Raw genomic sequence first — 15,552 nt, forward strand, 5'->3', positions numbered from 1 at the left:
TTAGTGTACATTCGCTGTCAAAGGAGCCGGATCTTCTTCATCAAATTTGATTTCTTCTTCCATAACGATCGATTTTGGCTTGGGCTCCGCCGTGAACAATGAAAACTGGCTTAATTTTTTTGCATAGGCATTTAAATTTTGTTCAGAGGTGGTGCGGAAATAATAGTATGCATCGCCTGTTTGCAGGTAGCTGACTAATGGCACCAATCCCAGCGTGAAAACACTGGCGGCTAAGAATGCCAATACTGCAAAAGGCCTAAACCAGCTGCGATGGGTCGCCAATACCGGTCTTGCCAGTTCGATCGCTTCTTTGCAGCGCTTTAGGCAAGTTGCCAAATCAATCGATTTTTCCACGAAAAATTCTTTCTCGATTTCCTGCAGCGACTGGATTAAGGTAAATGCGGTGCCTTCTGCTTCTTTATATTCCTTGGCATAAGCAGAATCAGACGCAGCAAAGGCGCTCAAACGCTCATAATTGCCTTGCAATATATTTAAGAATGGAAGTGCTTTAAAGACGGCTACTTCGCATTGTTGCTTAAATAAATCTCTATCGATGCTGCGCTTGACAAAATAATTATTCTGCAATTGCTTTAGGCAGCGGATTTGTTCTGCGGCGATTGCAGATATGGCCGCATAATCCGAGCTATGCGACACATTCTCTTCCAAACGGGCTTGGTATTGCTCCATCTTGGTCATGAACAAATTAAAATCAGTTTTAGGTTTTACAAAAGCATCGTGTAACTGCGTAAATTTTTTAATAAATTCTTCTTTTTGTGGCGCAAAGGAAGAGGCTATTTGCTCTCCCAGTTTTGTTAACTGCTGTAATTCTTCTTCGGTTAATGTTTTCCGGCGCCGGTCCCATTTTATAGCAGCTTGCTCTGCCTGGATGATCTTCGGCCTGCGTTGCAGCGCTTCTTCCTTGGCTTTTTGTTGAACGTATGACTTAAGGGCATTTTCCTTATCAATTTCAGCAATCGTCTTATCGTATTCGCTAACAAAATTTTTCAGGAGCGGGTTGAATTCATTATATAACTTTACGGAGTCTTCCAGCAGTTCAACCCCTGCCTTCAAGCCACTTATCTTGCTTTCCAGAGCCAACATCTGTTTATCATCAAATGATGATAACATTGGTAGCAAATCCTGGTAAATTTTTGTGAATTTGAGACAAAACACCATCACATTCAAACGGAATGCAGCCTCGCCGCGATAAATATTTTGCAGGAAAAATTTGTAATTATAAGGAGTCAAGTCATTGATATACCGGGTTAATTCCTTGTTCTGGATGAAAAAATGCTGGTCAAGGTTGACTTTCTCTACATTCAGTAATTCAAATTGATCGTTCAGATTAGCGCTTAACTCACTCGCTTCTACACTTAACAATTGACGCATTTGCTGTACTTGCGCAATCAGGGCGCCATTAAACGACACCCGGTTACCCAATATGAAATTGTCAACATTGGTATAGCCGACTGTTGAACTCGACCTGAGCTTCATAAAGGGATTGCTTTCTATCAAATGCTCAACGCGCTGCAATAGCGCTTGTAATTGTTGCTGTGCTGCTTCTTTCGTAATCATTGCGTACTACCTAAATACCTAAATGGACATATCATACCATAAAAGATCAAAAAATATCCATGATAGGTTAATAATAATCACTTAGGCATTTTAGGGCGCAATATTAGTCGGAAATTTCCCTCTTGGCAGGCAAGCCTAATTTTTCCTTTAAACGCGCTACCGCGTCTGGATCATATTGGCGGCTTTGTTTATGTCTAATCATGACTGGAGCTGATTTTGCCGGTGGGGTACCACCCTGCCATGCTGCAGATAAAGAACGTTCCGCAGACATGCCATCTTGCCCGAAAGAATAAGCCTGCGGATTCATGGTTTTTACTTCGCCTTGTCCCAAAGTCTTGGCAGGAAGCAAATTTCTGCGGGTATTCTTGGCACTTTTCTCTACACGTTTTTTAAGCTTGCTGGCCGCGCGCTCAGCTTCTTCTTCACTGACTGCAACGACAGGATTCCCCTGCAAATCGATGCGCATCTCGCGCGCCTTTAAAGTGGCGAGATAATCAACGCGTCGGGTGTACACCACTACAGCCTCACGCAGTTTGCTGCGGGAGATACCATCCGCTTCAGCCTTGTCAGCATAAGCTAAAATATCGTCCATAATGCCTGCTTTTAAAGGCTGGATGCTCACACTGTTATCAAATGCTTTGGGAAAATTTACTGCAAGCCAGCGCAAGGCATCATAACGCGCTTTTTTGGATTCATTTTTTTGCTTTTTGTTAACGACTGCTGTACGAGGATGCAGCTCCTGTTTTCTCATGCAATAACCCTTGTGCGTGTCAATTAAATCGGGGGGATGGGGGTAAAAAGAGCTACAATCTACAGCGTTTAACCTTAATTTGCAAGTGATTCTAAATGGCTTATGATATGCTTTTAAAAGCATTCTTGGCATTGTATTCCTTTTAAAAAAGGCAGATACATTATGAAACGTTTATTCATGTCATTACTGGCTATTTTCTTCCCATGGGTAGTATTATTCCTCAATGACAACCCCGGAGGCGCTCTGATTGCATTGATCCTGCAAGCCACGGTGGTTGGCTGGATTCCGGCAAGCATGTGGGCGTGGCGCATCGTGCACGCCCCTAATGCTGCTACCGCACCTGATAGTGATGCAAAACCGATGAAAAATGAGTAAATCATCTTCTTACCCACTGCTGGAGAATTTATGCAAACGCGCGTCATTGTGAATGGTGCCCATGGGAAAATGGGAGCTTTAGCGGCCGAGACGATCCGCAATCATGCCGATTTTGAGTTGGTTGCCGCTTTAGGGCGCGCAGACAATTTGCAGCAAGAAATTGCCAGAACCGCTGCACAAATTGTCATTGATTTGACCCGCGCCGACTGTGTTTATCAAAATAGCCTCGCTATTATTCAAAGTGGCGCCCACCCCATCATTGGCACCAGCGGCCTGCAGGATGAAGAAATCCGCATTTTGCAAAATTTATGCAGCGAGCAAAATTTAGGCGGGATCATTGTGCCCAATTTTTCCATTGCTGCGGTGCTGATGATGCAATTCGCAGCCCAGGCGGCCCGCTTTCTACCGGAAGTGGAAATCATTGAAGCGCACCACCAGCAGAAGCTCGATGCCCCATCGGGTACCGCCATGAAAACCGCAGAAATGATCGATGCCGCCCGGCGGCAGGAAAAAAATACGCTGCTTTTAAAAGAGCTTCTGCCCGGTGCGCGCGGCGGCACACACCGCAACGTCAACATTCATTCCATACGCTTGCCTGGCATCCTTGCTGCCCAGCAAGTTATTTTTGGAAATCCCGGTGAAACTTTGTCGATTGTACACAATAGCATTGATCGCATCAGTTTTATGCCTGGCTTGCTTCTCGCCTGCCAACGCGTACAGCGTTTGAATTCTCTTTACTATGGACTTGAACATTTGCTCAATGATAAATAGCAAGAACCTTGCTACACTGTTTTACATTGCTTTACATGCTGTACAAAAACCTCGATGACAAGGAGTTTAAGATGGTGTACACAGTCCCTCATTTTATTGACGGCAAAGCTTATAGTGATGATGAAACCCATGCGCTGGATATTTATAACCCCGCATTGGGTGAAAAAATCGGACAGTGTTTTATCGCCGATAAACGAGTCTGCGCCCATGCTGTGGAAGCTGCCAGCAAAGCATGGCCAACCTGGGCTGATACACCGCCTTTGAAAAGAGCGCGGGTTTTATTTAAATTTCGCGAACTTTTAGAAAAACATCAATCCGAGCTTGCACAAATCGTCACACGCGAGCATGGGAAAACACTTGAGGATGCAAGAGGCTCCATTGCACGTGCAATTGAAGTGGTGGAATTTCACTGCGGGATTATCTCACAATTGCAGGGCCAGTATTCAGCAAATGTAGCTAGTCAAATCGATTCTTACACCATGCGCCAACCATTAGGTGTATGTGCTGGCGTATCGCCTTTCAATTTTCCGGTCATGGTGCCGGTGTGGATGATGATACCTGCCATAGCTTGCGGCAACACCTTCATATTAAAACCTTCCGAACAAGACCCGTCAGCCCCGCTGCGCTTATTGGAATTATTGAGTGAGGCAGGTTTGCCCGCGGGGGTTGCTAATTGTGTGCAAGGAGACAAATCGACAGTGGATTACCTGCTGCACCACCCGGACATTGCCGCCTTCACGGCTGTAGCATCCACCCCGGTGGCGGCACATATTTATACTACGGCAACAAAACTTGGGAAGCGCGCCCATACTTTCGGCGGCGCCAAGAACCACTGCGTGGTCATGCCAGATGCGGATATGGAACAGGCCGCCAATGCAATTGTCGGTGCCGCCTTTGGTTCAGCCGGTGAGCGCTGCATGGCTATCTCGGTCGTAGTGACGGTGGGCGAGCATACTGCCGATGCACTCATCGGGACAATGAAACCTTTGATTCAAGCCATGCGGATTGATGCCGGCGATGCAGCTTATGCAGATATGGGGCCGCTAATCAGCAGCACCCATAGGCAACGGGTGTTAACTGCCATTAATAACGGCATTTCTGAAGGCGCAGAACTGATCATCGATGGGCGCGATTTTAAACACGCACAATACCCGCAAGGTTATTTTTTGGGTGCCACTTTATTTGATAAAGTCAGCGAAAACATGGGGCTTTATCAACAAGAAATCTTTGGGCCTGTTTTAATTGTGGTACGTGTGCAAGATTTTTCTGCAGCGCTTGCTTTAGTGAACCGTAACCAGTATGGCAATGGCACCGCGATTTTCACACGCGACGGCTATACCGCACGTGAATACAGCCAGCGGGTGCAGGCAGGAATGGTTGGCATCAATATCCCCATTCCGGTGCCGGTAGCCAACCACCCGTTTGGCGGCTGGAAACAATCATCTTTTGGCGATACCAACATGCATGGTTTGGAAAGCATCCAGTTTTACACAAAAAGAAAAACGGTTACCTGTAAATGGCCGGTAAGCGAGATGGATGGATCCACGTTTGTCATGCCGGCTCACTAATAGGTAATTCACTGCAGGTGGAGGAGACATGGAGCACATAGGATTTGTTGGGTTGGGGCATATGGGATTGCCAATGGCGGTTAATTTGCTTAAAGCCGGTTATCAGGTAACCGGTTATGACGTAAACCCCAGGGCCTTGCAAAGCTTTGCCGAAGCTGGAGGGCAAACGGCCAATACGGTACAGGAAACGGCCAGAGATAAAACGGCCGTCATCACTATGCTGCAAACCGGCGAACAAGTGCAGCAAGTTTGTCTAGGCGAACAAGGCTTGTTTGCCTCGGCAGGCAAAAACACGCTGTTCATAGATTGCTCTTCCATCGATGTACAAAGTTCACAAACGATGCACCAAACCGCACAAACTTACCAGCATGCGTATTTGGATGCGCCAGTCTCTGGGGGAGTTGCCGGCGCAAGTGCAGCCAGCTTAACCTTTATGGTAGGCGGCACCAGGGAAAGTTTTAACCGCGCCAACCCCATCCTCAGGCACCTAGGAAAAAATATTATCCACACGGGGAAAGCAGGCAGCGGGCAGGCAGCCAAAATCTGCAACAATATGATATTGGGCATTTCCATGATTGCCGTAAGCGAAGCTTTTATTCTGGCCAAACATTTAGGCCTGGAGGCTGGCAAATTATTTGAAGTGGTCAGCAATTCCTCTGGGCAATGCTGGGCCATGAGCAAATACGTTCCTGTAGCGGGAATATTGGAAAATGTACCGGCCAACCATGACTATCAGCCCGGTTTCGCCAGTGCCATGATGCTAAAGGATTTAAATTTAAGTCAAACGTGCGCTGCTGCGGTTGGCGTAAAAACCCCCATGGGTGCACATGCGACAGAGCTTTATCAACAATTTGCCGAGCAGGGAAATAGCAGCCTGGATTTTTCAGCGATTATAAAGCTTCTTGAATCTTTTTAATCAGTAAACAATTTAGCCATCCCAACTGCCAAGGAATGAATATGTATAAACTAAGACTGCACGAACCAAGCATCGATACAAAAAAATCCCCTGAGAAACAGGGCCAAAAATTTCCAGGTACACCCGACTTTTTTGAAGCATCTCCGCAAAATTTGTTAAAAAAGAAGCAACGTGAGGCAGTTGCCCAAATAAAAGCAGAAGATGATGCGCCCCGTCATGCTGCCAATATGACACCCGGAAAGGCTAATTAACCGGTTTGGGCCTCTATATCATCCCAGGCGAACCATTCATTAAGTGCATGGATTAACTCATCAACACCCAGGCCGCTTAGTGAGGAAAATGCCTGCACGCTAAGCAAGTGCGCGACAGTCTGATAATGCTTGCGCACATTTAATACCGTGCTTTGTGCCTGCCCGCGGCTTAACTTGTCCGCCTTGGTCAATAATATACGCACCGGTAATTCCCGATGGATGGCCCAGTTTATCATCGTCGTATCCAATTCTTTCAGCGGATGGCGTATATCCATAAGCAAAACCAAGCCTTTTAAGCTTTGCCGCACTTCCAGATAATGCGCTAAATTTTGCTGCCAATCCCGCTTCATGGCCAAACCTACTTTTGCATACCCGTAACCCGGCAGATCGACCAAACGCCTGTCGGTATCTCCTATGGTAAATAAATTGATCAATTGCGTGCGTCCGGGCGTTTTACTGGTGCGGGCCAGTTGGCGGATACCGGTCAACCGGTTTAAGGCACTTGATTTCCCAGCATTGGAACGGCCAGCAAAAGCGACTTCATAACCGCTGTCTTCCGGTAATTGTTCAACCTTAGCAGCGCTTTTAAGAAAAATAGTTTTAGTATAAGGGTTTCGCATGATGAAATTAGCGTGGAATTACAAAGCCAAGCCCCGCATTATCGCTACATAACTTGCAAGATGCAAATCTCACGGCAGGGGTGGCTTAACGGTTTGCAAGGTCAAGCGGCCGCTGCATATCATTTGAATACTCCCCTATTGTGATGCAGGAATTGCAGATACGCTTTATTGCAGTGTACCATTAAACCAGATTCAACCGGTGAGATAACCATGAAAAAAATGGTTTTTATCCTTTTATTGTTGTGCTTTTCTTCCTATGCAGCGGGCAATTATCAGGATGGCGAAGCTAAAGCCGCCGCATGCGTGGCTTGCCACGGCGCGAAAGGCATCAGCACCAATCCGCAATGGCCAAGTCTGGCAGGCCAGCATGCTGGTTATTTAGCTAAACAATTACGTGATTATAAACAGGCTTCCACGCGTAATTCGCCCATCATGGCGCCTATAGTAGCCAAATTAAGCGACCAAGACATTGAGGATCTGGCTGTTTATTATTCCAAGCTGCCTTTGCCGGAAGGACAGACTCCACAGCGCTTTATTGCCCGCGGCGAGCAGTTATACCGCGGCGGTGATTTTAAAAGTCATATCACGGCATGCATTGCTTGCCATGGACCGCGGGGCACTGGTAATGCGCAAGCTGGCTTCCCAGTACTCTCTGGACAACAAGCCGTGTATACTATGCAACAATTGCAAGCTTTTAAAGACAATCAGCGCAGTAATGATTTCAATGAAATCATGCGCGATATCAGCGTGCGTATGAGTAAAGAAGATATGGAAGCAGTCGCATATTATGTCGCGGGATTACATTAAAAAACCAAGGTGTGTGTATGTTTAAATATTTTATTGCATTCATTTTAATAATCCTTATGCCAGTCAGTGCATTGGCTGAACCCTTCACAGAAGGCACGGATTACACGGTTATTGCCAGTAACAGTACAACGCAAAACCCAACAAAAGCCGTACCGGTTACTGAATTTTTCAGTTATGGTTGCCCTTGGTGTTATCGCCTGGAAGCGCCCTTAATGAAATGGGTAGAACAGCAAGGAAATAAAATTTCTTACCATAAAGTTCCCGTTATTTTTAATAAAAACTGGGAGTATTATGCAAAAGCTTACTATACTGCCGAAGCACTGGGCATGGGGAACCAACTTACACCCGTATTATTTAAAGCCATTCTGAAAGACAAGTTGCCATTAAGCAGCAACCAGGCTATGGTAGATTTTTTTACAAGCCAGGGAATGGATGCGGAAATTATCCGCAGTGCGTTCTATCATTCGCCCAATATTGATATGGAAATTAGCAACAGCAAAAAAATGATGGGGCTTTACCAAATCAATGCCGTCCCCGCTGTCCTGGTAAATAATCAATATAAAACGGATTTGCAATTGGCAAAAACCGAAGAGCGTTTTTTTGCCATACTCGACTTCCTGGTTGATAAAGCCAAGCAAAATAAGCCATCCGCTTAATTTGCCACATGCTGCAGCGCTATAATAAGCTGCAGCATGAAGCTTCCTGCTTTTGTTCCTGCCCGCAAATTATGCGTAAACTATCCGATAGGGAAAGGGAAACATCGTCTTCCACGGGTTTATAAAACGTTAAACTATTGCGGCTGCGTTGCGTTGCCGTGTGTTTTAAAAAATGTTTGGCAGCATGAATTACCAGCCGGGCAGGGATGCTCATTGCAGGAAATTGCACGGTAATTTCTTCATTTTCTTCGATCAATCTGTATTCATATTCATAGTTCATAAATATATCCAAGACGCTTTGCTCAACCGGGATACCATTATTCAAATCATGCTCAGTTAATTCTGAAGTAATAATTTCGGTTGCTTGCTGTTTATCTTTTACCAAATTGGAACTCAAAATAATTAAATCCCTGGCAGCGTCGAGATAAATACAACGATAATCTTCTACGCAAATTCTTTTTACTGATATCCCAGGTAAATGCTTCGCCAGGGCAACTGCAAGATAGGGAGCCTTGGTTGCATTACTCTTCACGGTTGCTTTCTGCACGACAAAGACATCAATAACATCCTGTTTTATCAGTTCTACAAAACCCATTAATGAATCACCTTCAGACATGACGACTGCATGGTAGAGGGCAAATTCATTTTTCAAGCGGGCAAAAACAGCCTGACATGGACCAAAATCACTAGAATAAAGCAGGCGCCCCCGATTGGAATGAGCTATCCCTACACGAATGCCACGGTTAAATTTTTCATAACGGATGGTAGCAATCAAGGCAGAACGAAGTGTATCAAAATGCGCGGATATAATTTCCTCAATGTTAGCCTTGGACAAACGCTCCAAGACAGTAAGAAACGTTTTATCAGCGAATTGTTCCGGCTTCAAAAAAGCGGGCTGGACTGCATGATTGTAATGTACAAGCTGCCATGATTCTTTTTTTAACAATACGAATGAGTTGGGATAAGGTTCTTGCGGCAGGGCCTCGCAAATAAAAAAATCGCGCGCTGCAGGCTTTTTTATTGAAATTTGGGCACACGTGTAGAAACTATTGTTTTTTTCTTCCTTTGGCCCAATAAGGTCATGATTACCGTCACTAATCACTCAATAGCCCCATTACAAATAGCGTTATTGTAACATTAATAAGCTAGTTGAGAAATAATCAACCTGAATAAAATCCTGGATTTTCCAAACTTAAAATTCCCGTGTTGAAATCATAAGCAAAAAGTTCGGCGTAACGCCCCCAATCAATCATGGTCCGCAACACTCTGTCCGCTTCTTTCTCACTTAAATAATCTTCAAGTTTGCTTAAAAACCGTTCTTCAGAAACACGGTGGCCACTTTTTTCATCCAGAATTTTGCAAATGTAACGGGCCAGCGGCACTTTTTCCAACAAGCTTTGCGCGAACAAGCGCTTGCGTTCTTGTAAATCGGCTTCCGAAAATTCTTTGCCCAATTCGGTAAGTTGGATATCCCCTTCCAAAATTCTGGCAAAACCCAATACTTCCAGCGTTTCCAGGATTGGGAATAAATCATCCACATTCATCATCAATTCATCGGATAACTCAGGCAAGTCAATGCGGTCTTTAAAGGACTTAATCGTTTCAATCAATCCTGACAATTCCGAAGGCTCCACATCCGGTAATCGATATCCCAAACCGATGTGACGCTCGCGCAAGGCATGCCTTGTTTTGCCTTTTGGCCCGGTCGTCATCAAGGTATAAATGCGATCGACCAAAGTACGGAATTCATGAGTTTCGGCATCGCGTGGGTGTGGCAAGGGAACCGAGAGTTCTGCACGTATATAGCCCGGATCACTGCCTAAAATGACAATACGGTCTGCCAGCATGATGGCTTCTTCAATATTATGGGTAACTAATAAAATACCATTGGTGTTAGTCTTTTTTTCTTGCCACAATTCCAATAAATCCGATTTCAAATTTTCGGCAGTCAACACGTCCAGGGCGGAAAACGGTTCATCCATCAATAAAACATCCGGATTAATTACCAAAGCGCGCGCAAAACCAACCCGCTGCCGCATGCCGCCGGATAATTCTTTCGGGAAAGCGGATTCAAATCCATCAAGCCCAATAATATCAATGGCTTCAATGGCACGGCGGCGCCGTTCTTCCCTTGGGATCCCTTGCGCTTCCAAACCCAATTCCACATTTTCCAGTACCGTCAGCCAAGGCATTAAGGCAAATGATTGAAATACCATGGCAATACCGGGCACAGGTTTGACAACAGGATACCCGCGATAGGATACCCTGCCGCTGGTTGGGGAAATAAGGCCGGCGATAATGCGCAACAAAGTGGATTTACCAGAGCCCGATTTCCCAAGCAAAGCCACAATTTCACCTTCATGTAATTCAAAATTGATGTCTTTAAGCACCAATAAATCCTGGATGGCAGCTTTTTTAAACGCCTTGCTCAGATTTTCAATTGCAATAATAGTTTCGGGCATGAAGCTTCTCAATAAATATTAAAACGTTCCTGCGCCAAACGGTAAAGCGGGCGCCAAAGAATATGATTAAAGAATAATACATAAAGACACATCATTGCGGTACCTAAGGCAATTTTAGGGAAATCCCCTGCAAGCGTGCTGGCTTGGATGTATTCGCCAAGCCCGGTGGCTTTCAGCGTTGTATTTCCCCAGCTTACCAGTTCGGCAACGATACTGGCATTCCAGGCCCCGCCTGCGGCAGTAATTGCCCCGGTAATATAAAAAGGAAATATGCCCGGCAATGCCAGGCGCCGCCACCATTGCCAGCCTGTTACACCGAAATTATCTGCAGCCAAACATAAGTCCCGTGGAATCATGGACGCGCCCGCAATCACGTTGAATAAAATGTACCACTGCGTGCCTAAAATCATAAGCGGCGTTATCCATATTTCTACATTTAAATGGAAACGCACAATGGCAATGACGAATAATGGATAAAAAAGGTTGGCTGGAAACGCTGCCACGAATTGAATCACAGGTTGTATTTTTTGCGCTACCCGTGGTCGCAATCCTATCCAAACGCCCACCGGAATCCAAACCAGCGAACTTAAAATAATGAGGACAATAACCCGTATTGCCGTAATAGCCCCTAAAAAAAACACATGGAAAATTTCGCTGGCCAAAAGTTCTGCCAAAATAAATTTCAATAACAAATAACCGCCAGTAAGCACCCCGATGAGCACCAAGCCATTCCATATCCAATCCATGTGGCGCTGCCGGGTATAATCTACCTCCTTAGCCAATTTCGGCCCGGTTTTTTTAATCCATGGCGGATTTACAAACCAGTCTTTCAAGAAGCGGCCGCCATGGCCAAACCGCTTCATTAAACGGCTGCTGCGCATCCAGTCTACCAACCAGGACTGGTATTCATCCTCATCCGGGGATTGCTCCATTTTAAATTTTTCCGACCAGGCAATCAGGGGGCGAAATAATATTTGGTCGTAAAGAAAGATAACAAATACCATGGTTAAAATAGCGTAACCTACTGCATGTAAATCGCGCTGCTCAATGGCTAAGGCAATGTATGAACCTATGCCAGGCAAGCGAATATCCTGATGCGCCACGACAATGGCTTCCGATAAAACCACAAAAAACCAGCTGGCTGACATGGAAATCATCATATTCCATAACAAGCCTGACATGGAATAAGGTACTTCGACTTTCCAAAAACGCTGCCAGGAGGACAGTTGAAACATGTCGGAAGCTTCGCGCAAATCATGTGGCACCATTTTCAGCGATTGGTAGAAACCAAACGTCATATTCCACACTTGGGCGGTGAAAATTACAAAAATGGCAGCGCATTCCGGGCCCAGCAAACTGCCGGGAAAAAGATGGATAAAACCGGTAATCGTTATTGCCAGGAAACTTAATACCGGCACCGACTGTAAAATATCAATAGCAGGGATGATAAGTTGCTCCGCACGGCGGCTTTTGGCGGCCAATGTACCGATCACAAACGTAAAAAAGAGTGAGAAAATCAAGGCAATAAACATGCGTAACACGGTCCGCAATGCATAGAAAGGCAATTTGGCAGGATCCAGTGAAATGGGAAGTGGTTTGCCGATTTCATAAGGGGTTGCCATTTGGTTGGCAGCCCAGGCCAGGAAGAAGAGTACAGAAAAAATCAGGATAAGCAGCAATAAATCCCAACGGTTGATGTAGCGGCTGACATTCTCACGATTGGCAAAATAAAAACGATTATTAATCACAAGCCTCTCCTCACGCCAGCCTTTCGGGCTTTAAGCCCTTGTTCATCAAAGCATTTTTACAATACCTTAAGAGTAAATCCAACGATGTATTCTAACATAAGTTGTTTAAAAATCATGCTCCGTTTTGTCAGGGAATGAAAGATAACAAAAAATTCACTGTAAGCAAAATTTAATCATGGGCGTTTGCACGAGAAAAAATTTTTTGGTCCAGACTGCATGATGTAACTGTTAAACCCAAGGTCTGCAGCATTTAGCCGCGGACCTTGAATTCAGAGCCAATAACATACATAAACAAGCGTTTCCAAACGGAAGCAGGCCCTGTCACTAGCATCTTAAATCTTCACATGATTAGCTCTTGCCCAAAACCTCAACTGGCGGCATTCTTTAATAAATGATGCAACAGCAGATGCAGAGCTGAAAGGAATCAACCCTTTGTCTAATTTCACCAGAGGGTTTTTGCTAAGAACAGGTTCTAAATCTGCATTAAAGCCAATGAATTTAAAATTGGCATAAGCGTCCAAAATAAATTCATTTACCTTAATCTCGTTTAATATGGGATCGTCTTTTGCCACTAATAAGACAATTGCATCAAATAAAACAGCCGGCGCCCCGCCTATTTTTTCGTGCGCGGCAACAACAGTCCCATCGTTTAAAGTAACGCCGCTAATCGTTGGGCAAACGATGGTGTAAGTCGCTTTTTCTTTTTGTATTTTTTGGATTAATGCATTGAACAATGTGGCGTCAGCACTTTCCCCAAGCAAAATGCCTATATGGCGGCCTGCCAAAATTTGCGGATTATTGGCTAATATGCTTAATTTAGGCGAAGCTGGAAGTTCCAAGGTAGGTTTAGCTGCCTGGCAAGGTTTAGGGAGTTCTTTTAAGCCCAAACCATTTTTTACACCTAGAGCCAATTCTTTATCTATGTTTAACAAATGCGCGACCACGCGGATGCGGATTTTCTCATTTTCTACTTTACTCAATTCAAAAACGAGAGCATTTTTGATGTGATTTTTTTCTATGTCGTTTTGGCTAATGTAAAATTGCCGCGCCTGGCTATAATGATCGGCAAACTTTTCAGGCCTAATCCGCAATTTATTATCCTCAATGAATTGGGGGTAGGTTTTAAAACCTGACGTGGTGTTTTCAGCCGGTCCTTCATGCAGGGAATTGGGATTATAATTAATCCTGCCTTTAGGGTTATAAAAAGCCATATGCCCGTCTTGTTGAAAATTTGCAAACGGGCATTTAGGGGCATTGATAGGCAAGTGCGTGAAGTTAGGGCTGCCCAACCGCTTCAATTGGGTATCGAGATACGAAAAATTTCTTCCTTGCAGCAATGGATCATTTGTAAAATCAATACCCGGCACTATGTTTTGGGTGCAAAACGCGACTTGTTCTGTCTCTGCAAAGAAATTGTCCACGCATTTATTTAATACGAGACGTCCGACAACGCGGATAGGTATCTCTTCTTCCGGAATTAATTTTGTTGAATCCAGTACATCAAAGGGAAATTTTTCACAAAATTGCTCATCGAATATCTGTAAGCCTAACTCCCACTCCGGGAAATTCCCACTGTTAATCGCATTCCACAAATCGCGGCGATGATAGTCTGGGTCGGCGCCATTAATCTTGACTGCCTCGTCCCAGGTAACGGATTGTAAGCCTAATTTAGGTTTCCAATGGAATTTTACAAAACTGGATTTTCCCTTTTTATTAATCATGCGAAAGGTATGTACGCCAAAACCTTCCATGAACCTAAACGAGCGGGGGATTGCCCTGTCAGACATAATCCACATGACCATGTGCATGCTTTCCGGGGTCAGGGAAATAAAATCCCAAAAATTGTCATGAGCTGTTTGCGCCTGGGGGAAACCGCGATCTGGCTCATCTTTTGCCGCATGGATGACATCGGGGAATTTGATGGGATCTTGAATAAAAAATACCGGGATATTGTTTCCTACAAGATCCCAATTACCCTCTTGGGTATATAGTTTAACTGCAAAACCCCTAACGTCCCTGGCTAAATCGACCGAGCCTTTATTTCCCGCTACCGTAGAAAAACGGACGAAAGCGGGCGTTATCTCCCCGGCTTTTTGAAAAAGATGTGCCGAAGTGATATCAGACAAAGTATCATAATTTTCAAAAAATCCATGCACGCCAAATCCACGCGCATGCACGACACGCTCTGGTATACGCTCATGATCAAAGTGAAAAATTTTTTCACGGAAAATAAAATCTTCCATTAAAGCCGGGCCATTGCCGCCAACCCTTAACGTATTTTGATCATCAAAAACAGGTACCCCTTGCTGCGTTGTCAAAGATGCGGTGTCTTTATCCATTATCCTATGCGTCTCCCCGCCAATTCCTTGCAGCAGGGTTTCATCATCAAGATTTATTTTTTTGTACAAATCCTTTAAATCAGCCATAAAATATCCTTATTCAATTTAAGATGCTGCATTCTCGTTAGCAGCGACAAGCTTTAGCATATTTGCAGCCGCAGCTACTTTATCCTACGTGCTCTTTTTTAAATATCCTCATTTCCTTCCCAATTTCCAGGAGAACTTCTTCATCGAGCAATTTTTTTACTTGTGGGAAAAGTTCTTCTTCCTCTTCCGTTGCATGGTGATCAACATCTTCCCTCAACTGCTGAAAATGCTTTTTCCAGGCTTCTTCCGTTTTAAGCTTATTTATCTTTTCTATAGATTGCTCGGCATGCCGTTCTTCTTTAAGCAAATGCTTCACCATGTCTGGTAATTCATCCTTAAAATGAGGATACCAGACTGTCTGCTCCATCTTCTCATGACGAATGAGAGTCTGGGCAAGCTCATCAAATAACTTTAACTGGGTTTCAAAGCGATGGGAGGGGTCACTAATATCGGCAAACATTTTTCGCGCGTGCTGGTGTTCCTGAATTAAAAAGTCAATGGCGTTCATTTATGGTCCTTAATCATGTTAAAAAACCCATAATAGAGTTAAGACGTCTTCCCTGAACAAATCAAATAGGGCTGCAACTATAAATAACCTGGCTTACCTGGTTCATTTTCTGCCCGGC

Annotated in this window: 15 protein-coding genes; 7 read left to right on the plus strand and 8 right to left on the minus strand. The window is 44.6% G+C overall.

The window, feature by feature from the left end; translation table 11 throughout:
• Together NKV53_RS10320 and NKV53_RS10325 are read right to left on the minus strand one after the other, a co-directional pair.
• The gene (locus NKV53_RS10320; RefSeq protein WP_127111459.1) at positions 1-1,575 is read right to left on the minus strand and encodes a hypothetical protein; all 1,575 of its coding nucleotides are present in this window, start codon (positions 1,573-1,575) and stop codon (positions 1-3) included.
• 103 nt (positions 1,576-1,678) lie between these two features.
• Positions 1,679-2,326 carry a ProQ/FinO family protein gene (locus NKV53_RS10325; RefSeq protein WP_126953142.1) on the minus strand — a complete coding sequence of 216 codons (648 nt, stop codon included), beginning with the start codon at positions 2,324-2,326 and terminating at the stop codon, positions 1,679-1,681.
• Between the two features lie 162 nt (positions 2,327-2,488).
• Here NKV53_RS10325 and NKV53_RS10330 point away from each other — a divergent pair, with 162 nt between their 5' ends.
• The 5 genes from NKV53_RS10330 to NKV53_RS10350 all read left to right on the plus strand — a co-directional run bounded on the left by NKV53_RS10330 (position 2,489) and on the right by NKV53_RS10350 (position 6,207).
• Positions 2,489-2,701: a YqaE/Pmp3 family membrane protein gene (locus tag NKV53_RS10330; RefSeq protein WP_126953143.1), complete on the plus strand. Its 213-nt coding sequence runs from the start codon at positions 2,489-2,491 to the stop codon at positions 2,699-2,701.
• A 30-nt stretch (positions 2,702-2,731) separates the two neighbouring features.
• Entirely contained in the window at positions 2,732-3,472 is a 741-nt protein-coding gene (gene dapB / locus NKV53_RS10335) for a 4-hydroxy-tetrahydrodipicolinate reductase (RefSeq protein WP_253351073.1), read from the plus strand.
• A gap of 71 nt (positions 3,473-3,543) precedes the next feature.
• Entirely contained in the window at positions 3,544-5,040 is a 1,497-nt protein-coding gene (locus NKV53_RS10340; protein ID WP_253351074.1) for a CoA-acylating methylmalonate-semialdehyde dehydrogenase, read from the plus strand.
• A gap of 28 nt (positions 5,041-5,068) precedes the next feature.
• The gene (gene mmsB / locus NKV53_RS10345) at positions 5,069-5,956 is read left to right on the plus strand and encodes a 3-hydroxyisobutyrate dehydrogenase (protein WP_253351075.1); all 888 of its coding nucleotides are present in this window, start codon (positions 5,069-5,071) and stop codon (positions 5,954-5,956) included.
• 41 nt (positions 5,957-5,997) lie between these two features.
• On the plus strand, positions 5,998-6,207 hold the full coding sequence (locus NKV53_RS10350; RefSeq protein WP_253351077.1) for a hypothetical protein: 210 nt from the start codon (positions 5,998-6,000) through the stop codon (positions 6,205-6,207).
• Here the strand turns inward: NKV53_RS10350 and yihA are convergent.
• On the minus strand, positions 6,204-6,827 hold the full coding sequence (gene yihA / locus NKV53_RS10355) for a ribosome biogenesis GTP-binding protein YihA/YsxC (RefSeq protein WP_253351079.1): 624 nt from the start codon (positions 6,825-6,827) through the stop codon (positions 6,204-6,206). The two genes, NKV53_RS10350 and yihA, sit on opposite strands and share 4 nt — an antisense overlap.
• Positions 6,828-7,037: 210 nt before the next feature.
• Between yihA and NKV53_RS10360 the strand changes: the two genes are divergently transcribed.
• Positions 7,038-7,634: a cytochrome c gene (locus NKV53_RS10360; protein WP_126953150.1), complete on the plus strand. Its 597-nt coding sequence runs from the start codon at positions 7,038-7,040 to the stop codon at positions 7,632-7,634.
• 17 nt (positions 7,635-7,651) lie between these two features.
• Positions 7,652-8,290: a thiol:disulfide interchange protein DsbA/DsbL gene (locus NKV53_RS10365; RefSeq protein WP_127111460.1), complete on the plus strand. Its 639-nt coding sequence runs from the start codon at positions 7,652-7,654 to the stop codon at positions 8,288-8,290.
• 19 nt (positions 8,291-8,309) lie between these two features.
• On the opposite strand, the gene NKV53_RS10370 is transcribed toward NKV53_RS10365, so the two are convergent.
• The 5 genes from NKV53_RS10370 to NKV53_RS10390 all read right to left on the minus strand — a co-directional run bounded on the left by NKV53_RS10370 (position 8,310) and on the right by NKV53_RS10390 (position 15,434).
• Positions 8,310-9,392, minus strand: a complete 1,083-nt coding sequence (locus NKV53_RS10370) for a hypothetical protein (RefSeq protein WP_127111461.1) — start codon at positions 9,390-9,392, stop codon at positions 8,310-8,312.
• A 58-nt stretch (positions 9,393-9,450) separates the two neighbouring features.
• The gene (locus NKV53_RS10375; protein ID WP_126953153.1) at positions 9,451-10,752 is read right to left on the minus strand and encodes an AAA-associated domain-containing protein; all 1,302 of its coding nucleotides are present in this window, start codon (positions 10,750-10,752) and stop codon (positions 9,451-9,453) included.
• Positions 10,753-10,760: 8 nt separating this feature from the next.
• Positions 10,761-12,500, minus strand: coding sequence for an ABC transporter permease subunit (locus NKV53_RS10380; RefSeq protein WP_126953154.1), 1,740 nt, complete (start codon positions 12,498-12,500; stop codon positions 10,761-10,763).
• 332 nt (positions 12,501-12,832) lie between these two features.
• Complete coding sequence (locus NKV53_RS10385) at positions 12,833-14,926, minus strand: catalase (protein ID WP_127111462.1); 2,094 nt, start codon at positions 14,924-14,926, stop codon at positions 12,833-12,835.
• 79 nt (positions 14,927-15,005) lie between these two features.
• Positions 15,006-15,434, minus strand: a complete 429-nt coding sequence (locus NKV53_RS10390; RefSeq protein ID WP_127057319.1) for a hemerythrin domain-containing protein — start codon at positions 15,432-15,434, stop codon at positions 15,006-15,008.
• Positions 15,435-15,552: the final 118 nt, after the last annotated feature.

Source organism: Legionella sp. 27cVA30, assembly GCF_024160945.1.
GTDB lineage: Bacteria > Pseudomonadota > Gammaproteobacteria > Legionellales > Legionellaceae > Legionella_A > Legionella_A septentrionalis.

Coding starts and splice junctions, on each gene's coding strand:
- NKV53_RS10320 (WP_127111459.1), bottom strand. CDS start 1,575: ATGATTACGAAAGAAGCAGCACAGCAACAATTACAAGCGCTATTGCAG.
- yihA (WP_253351079.1), bottom strand. CDS start 6,827: ATGCGAAACCCTTATACTAAAACTATTTTTCTTAAAAGCGCTGCTAAG.
- NKV53_RS10360 (WP_126953150.1), top strand. CDS start 7,038: ATGAAAAAAATGGTTTTTATCCTTTTATTGTTGTGCTTTTCTTCCTAT.
- NKV53_RS10390 (WP_127057319.1), bottom strand. CDS start 15,434: ATGAACGCCATTGACTTTTTAATTCAGGAACACCAGCACGCGCGAAAA.
- mmsB (WP_253351075.1), top strand. CDS start 5,069: ATGGAGCACATAGGATTTGTTGGGTTGGGGCATATGGGATTGCCAATG.
- NKV53_RS10385 (WP_127111462.1), bottom strand. CDS start 14,926: ATGGCTGATTTAAAGGATTTGTACAAAAAAATAAATCTTGATGATGAA.
- NKV53_RS10340 (WP_253351074.1), top strand. CDS start 3,544: ATGGTGTACACAGTCCCTCATTTTATTGACGGCAAAGCTTATAGTGAT.
- NKV53_RS10350 (WP_253351077.1), top strand. CDS start 5,998: ATGTATAAACTAAGACTGCACGAACCAAGCATCGATACAAAAAAATCC.
- NKV53_RS10325 (WP_126953142.1), bottom strand. CDS start 2,326: ATGAGAAAACAGGAGCTGCATCCTCGTACAGCAGTCGTTAACAAAAAG.
- NKV53_RS10375 (WP_126953153.1), bottom strand. CDS start 10,752: ATGCCCGAAACTATTATTGCAATTGAAAATCTGAGCAAGGCGTTTAAA.
- dapB (WP_253351073.1), top strand. CDS start 2,732: ATGCAAACGCGCGTCATTGTGAATGGTGCCCATGGGAAAATGGGAGCT.
- NKV53_RS10365 (WP_127111460.1), top strand. CDS start 7,652: ATGTTTAAATATTTTATTGCATTCATTTTAATAATCCTTATGCCAGTC.
- NKV53_RS10330 (WP_126953143.1), top strand. CDS start 2,489: ATGAAACGTTTATTCATGTCATTACTGGCTATTTTCTTCCCATGGGTA.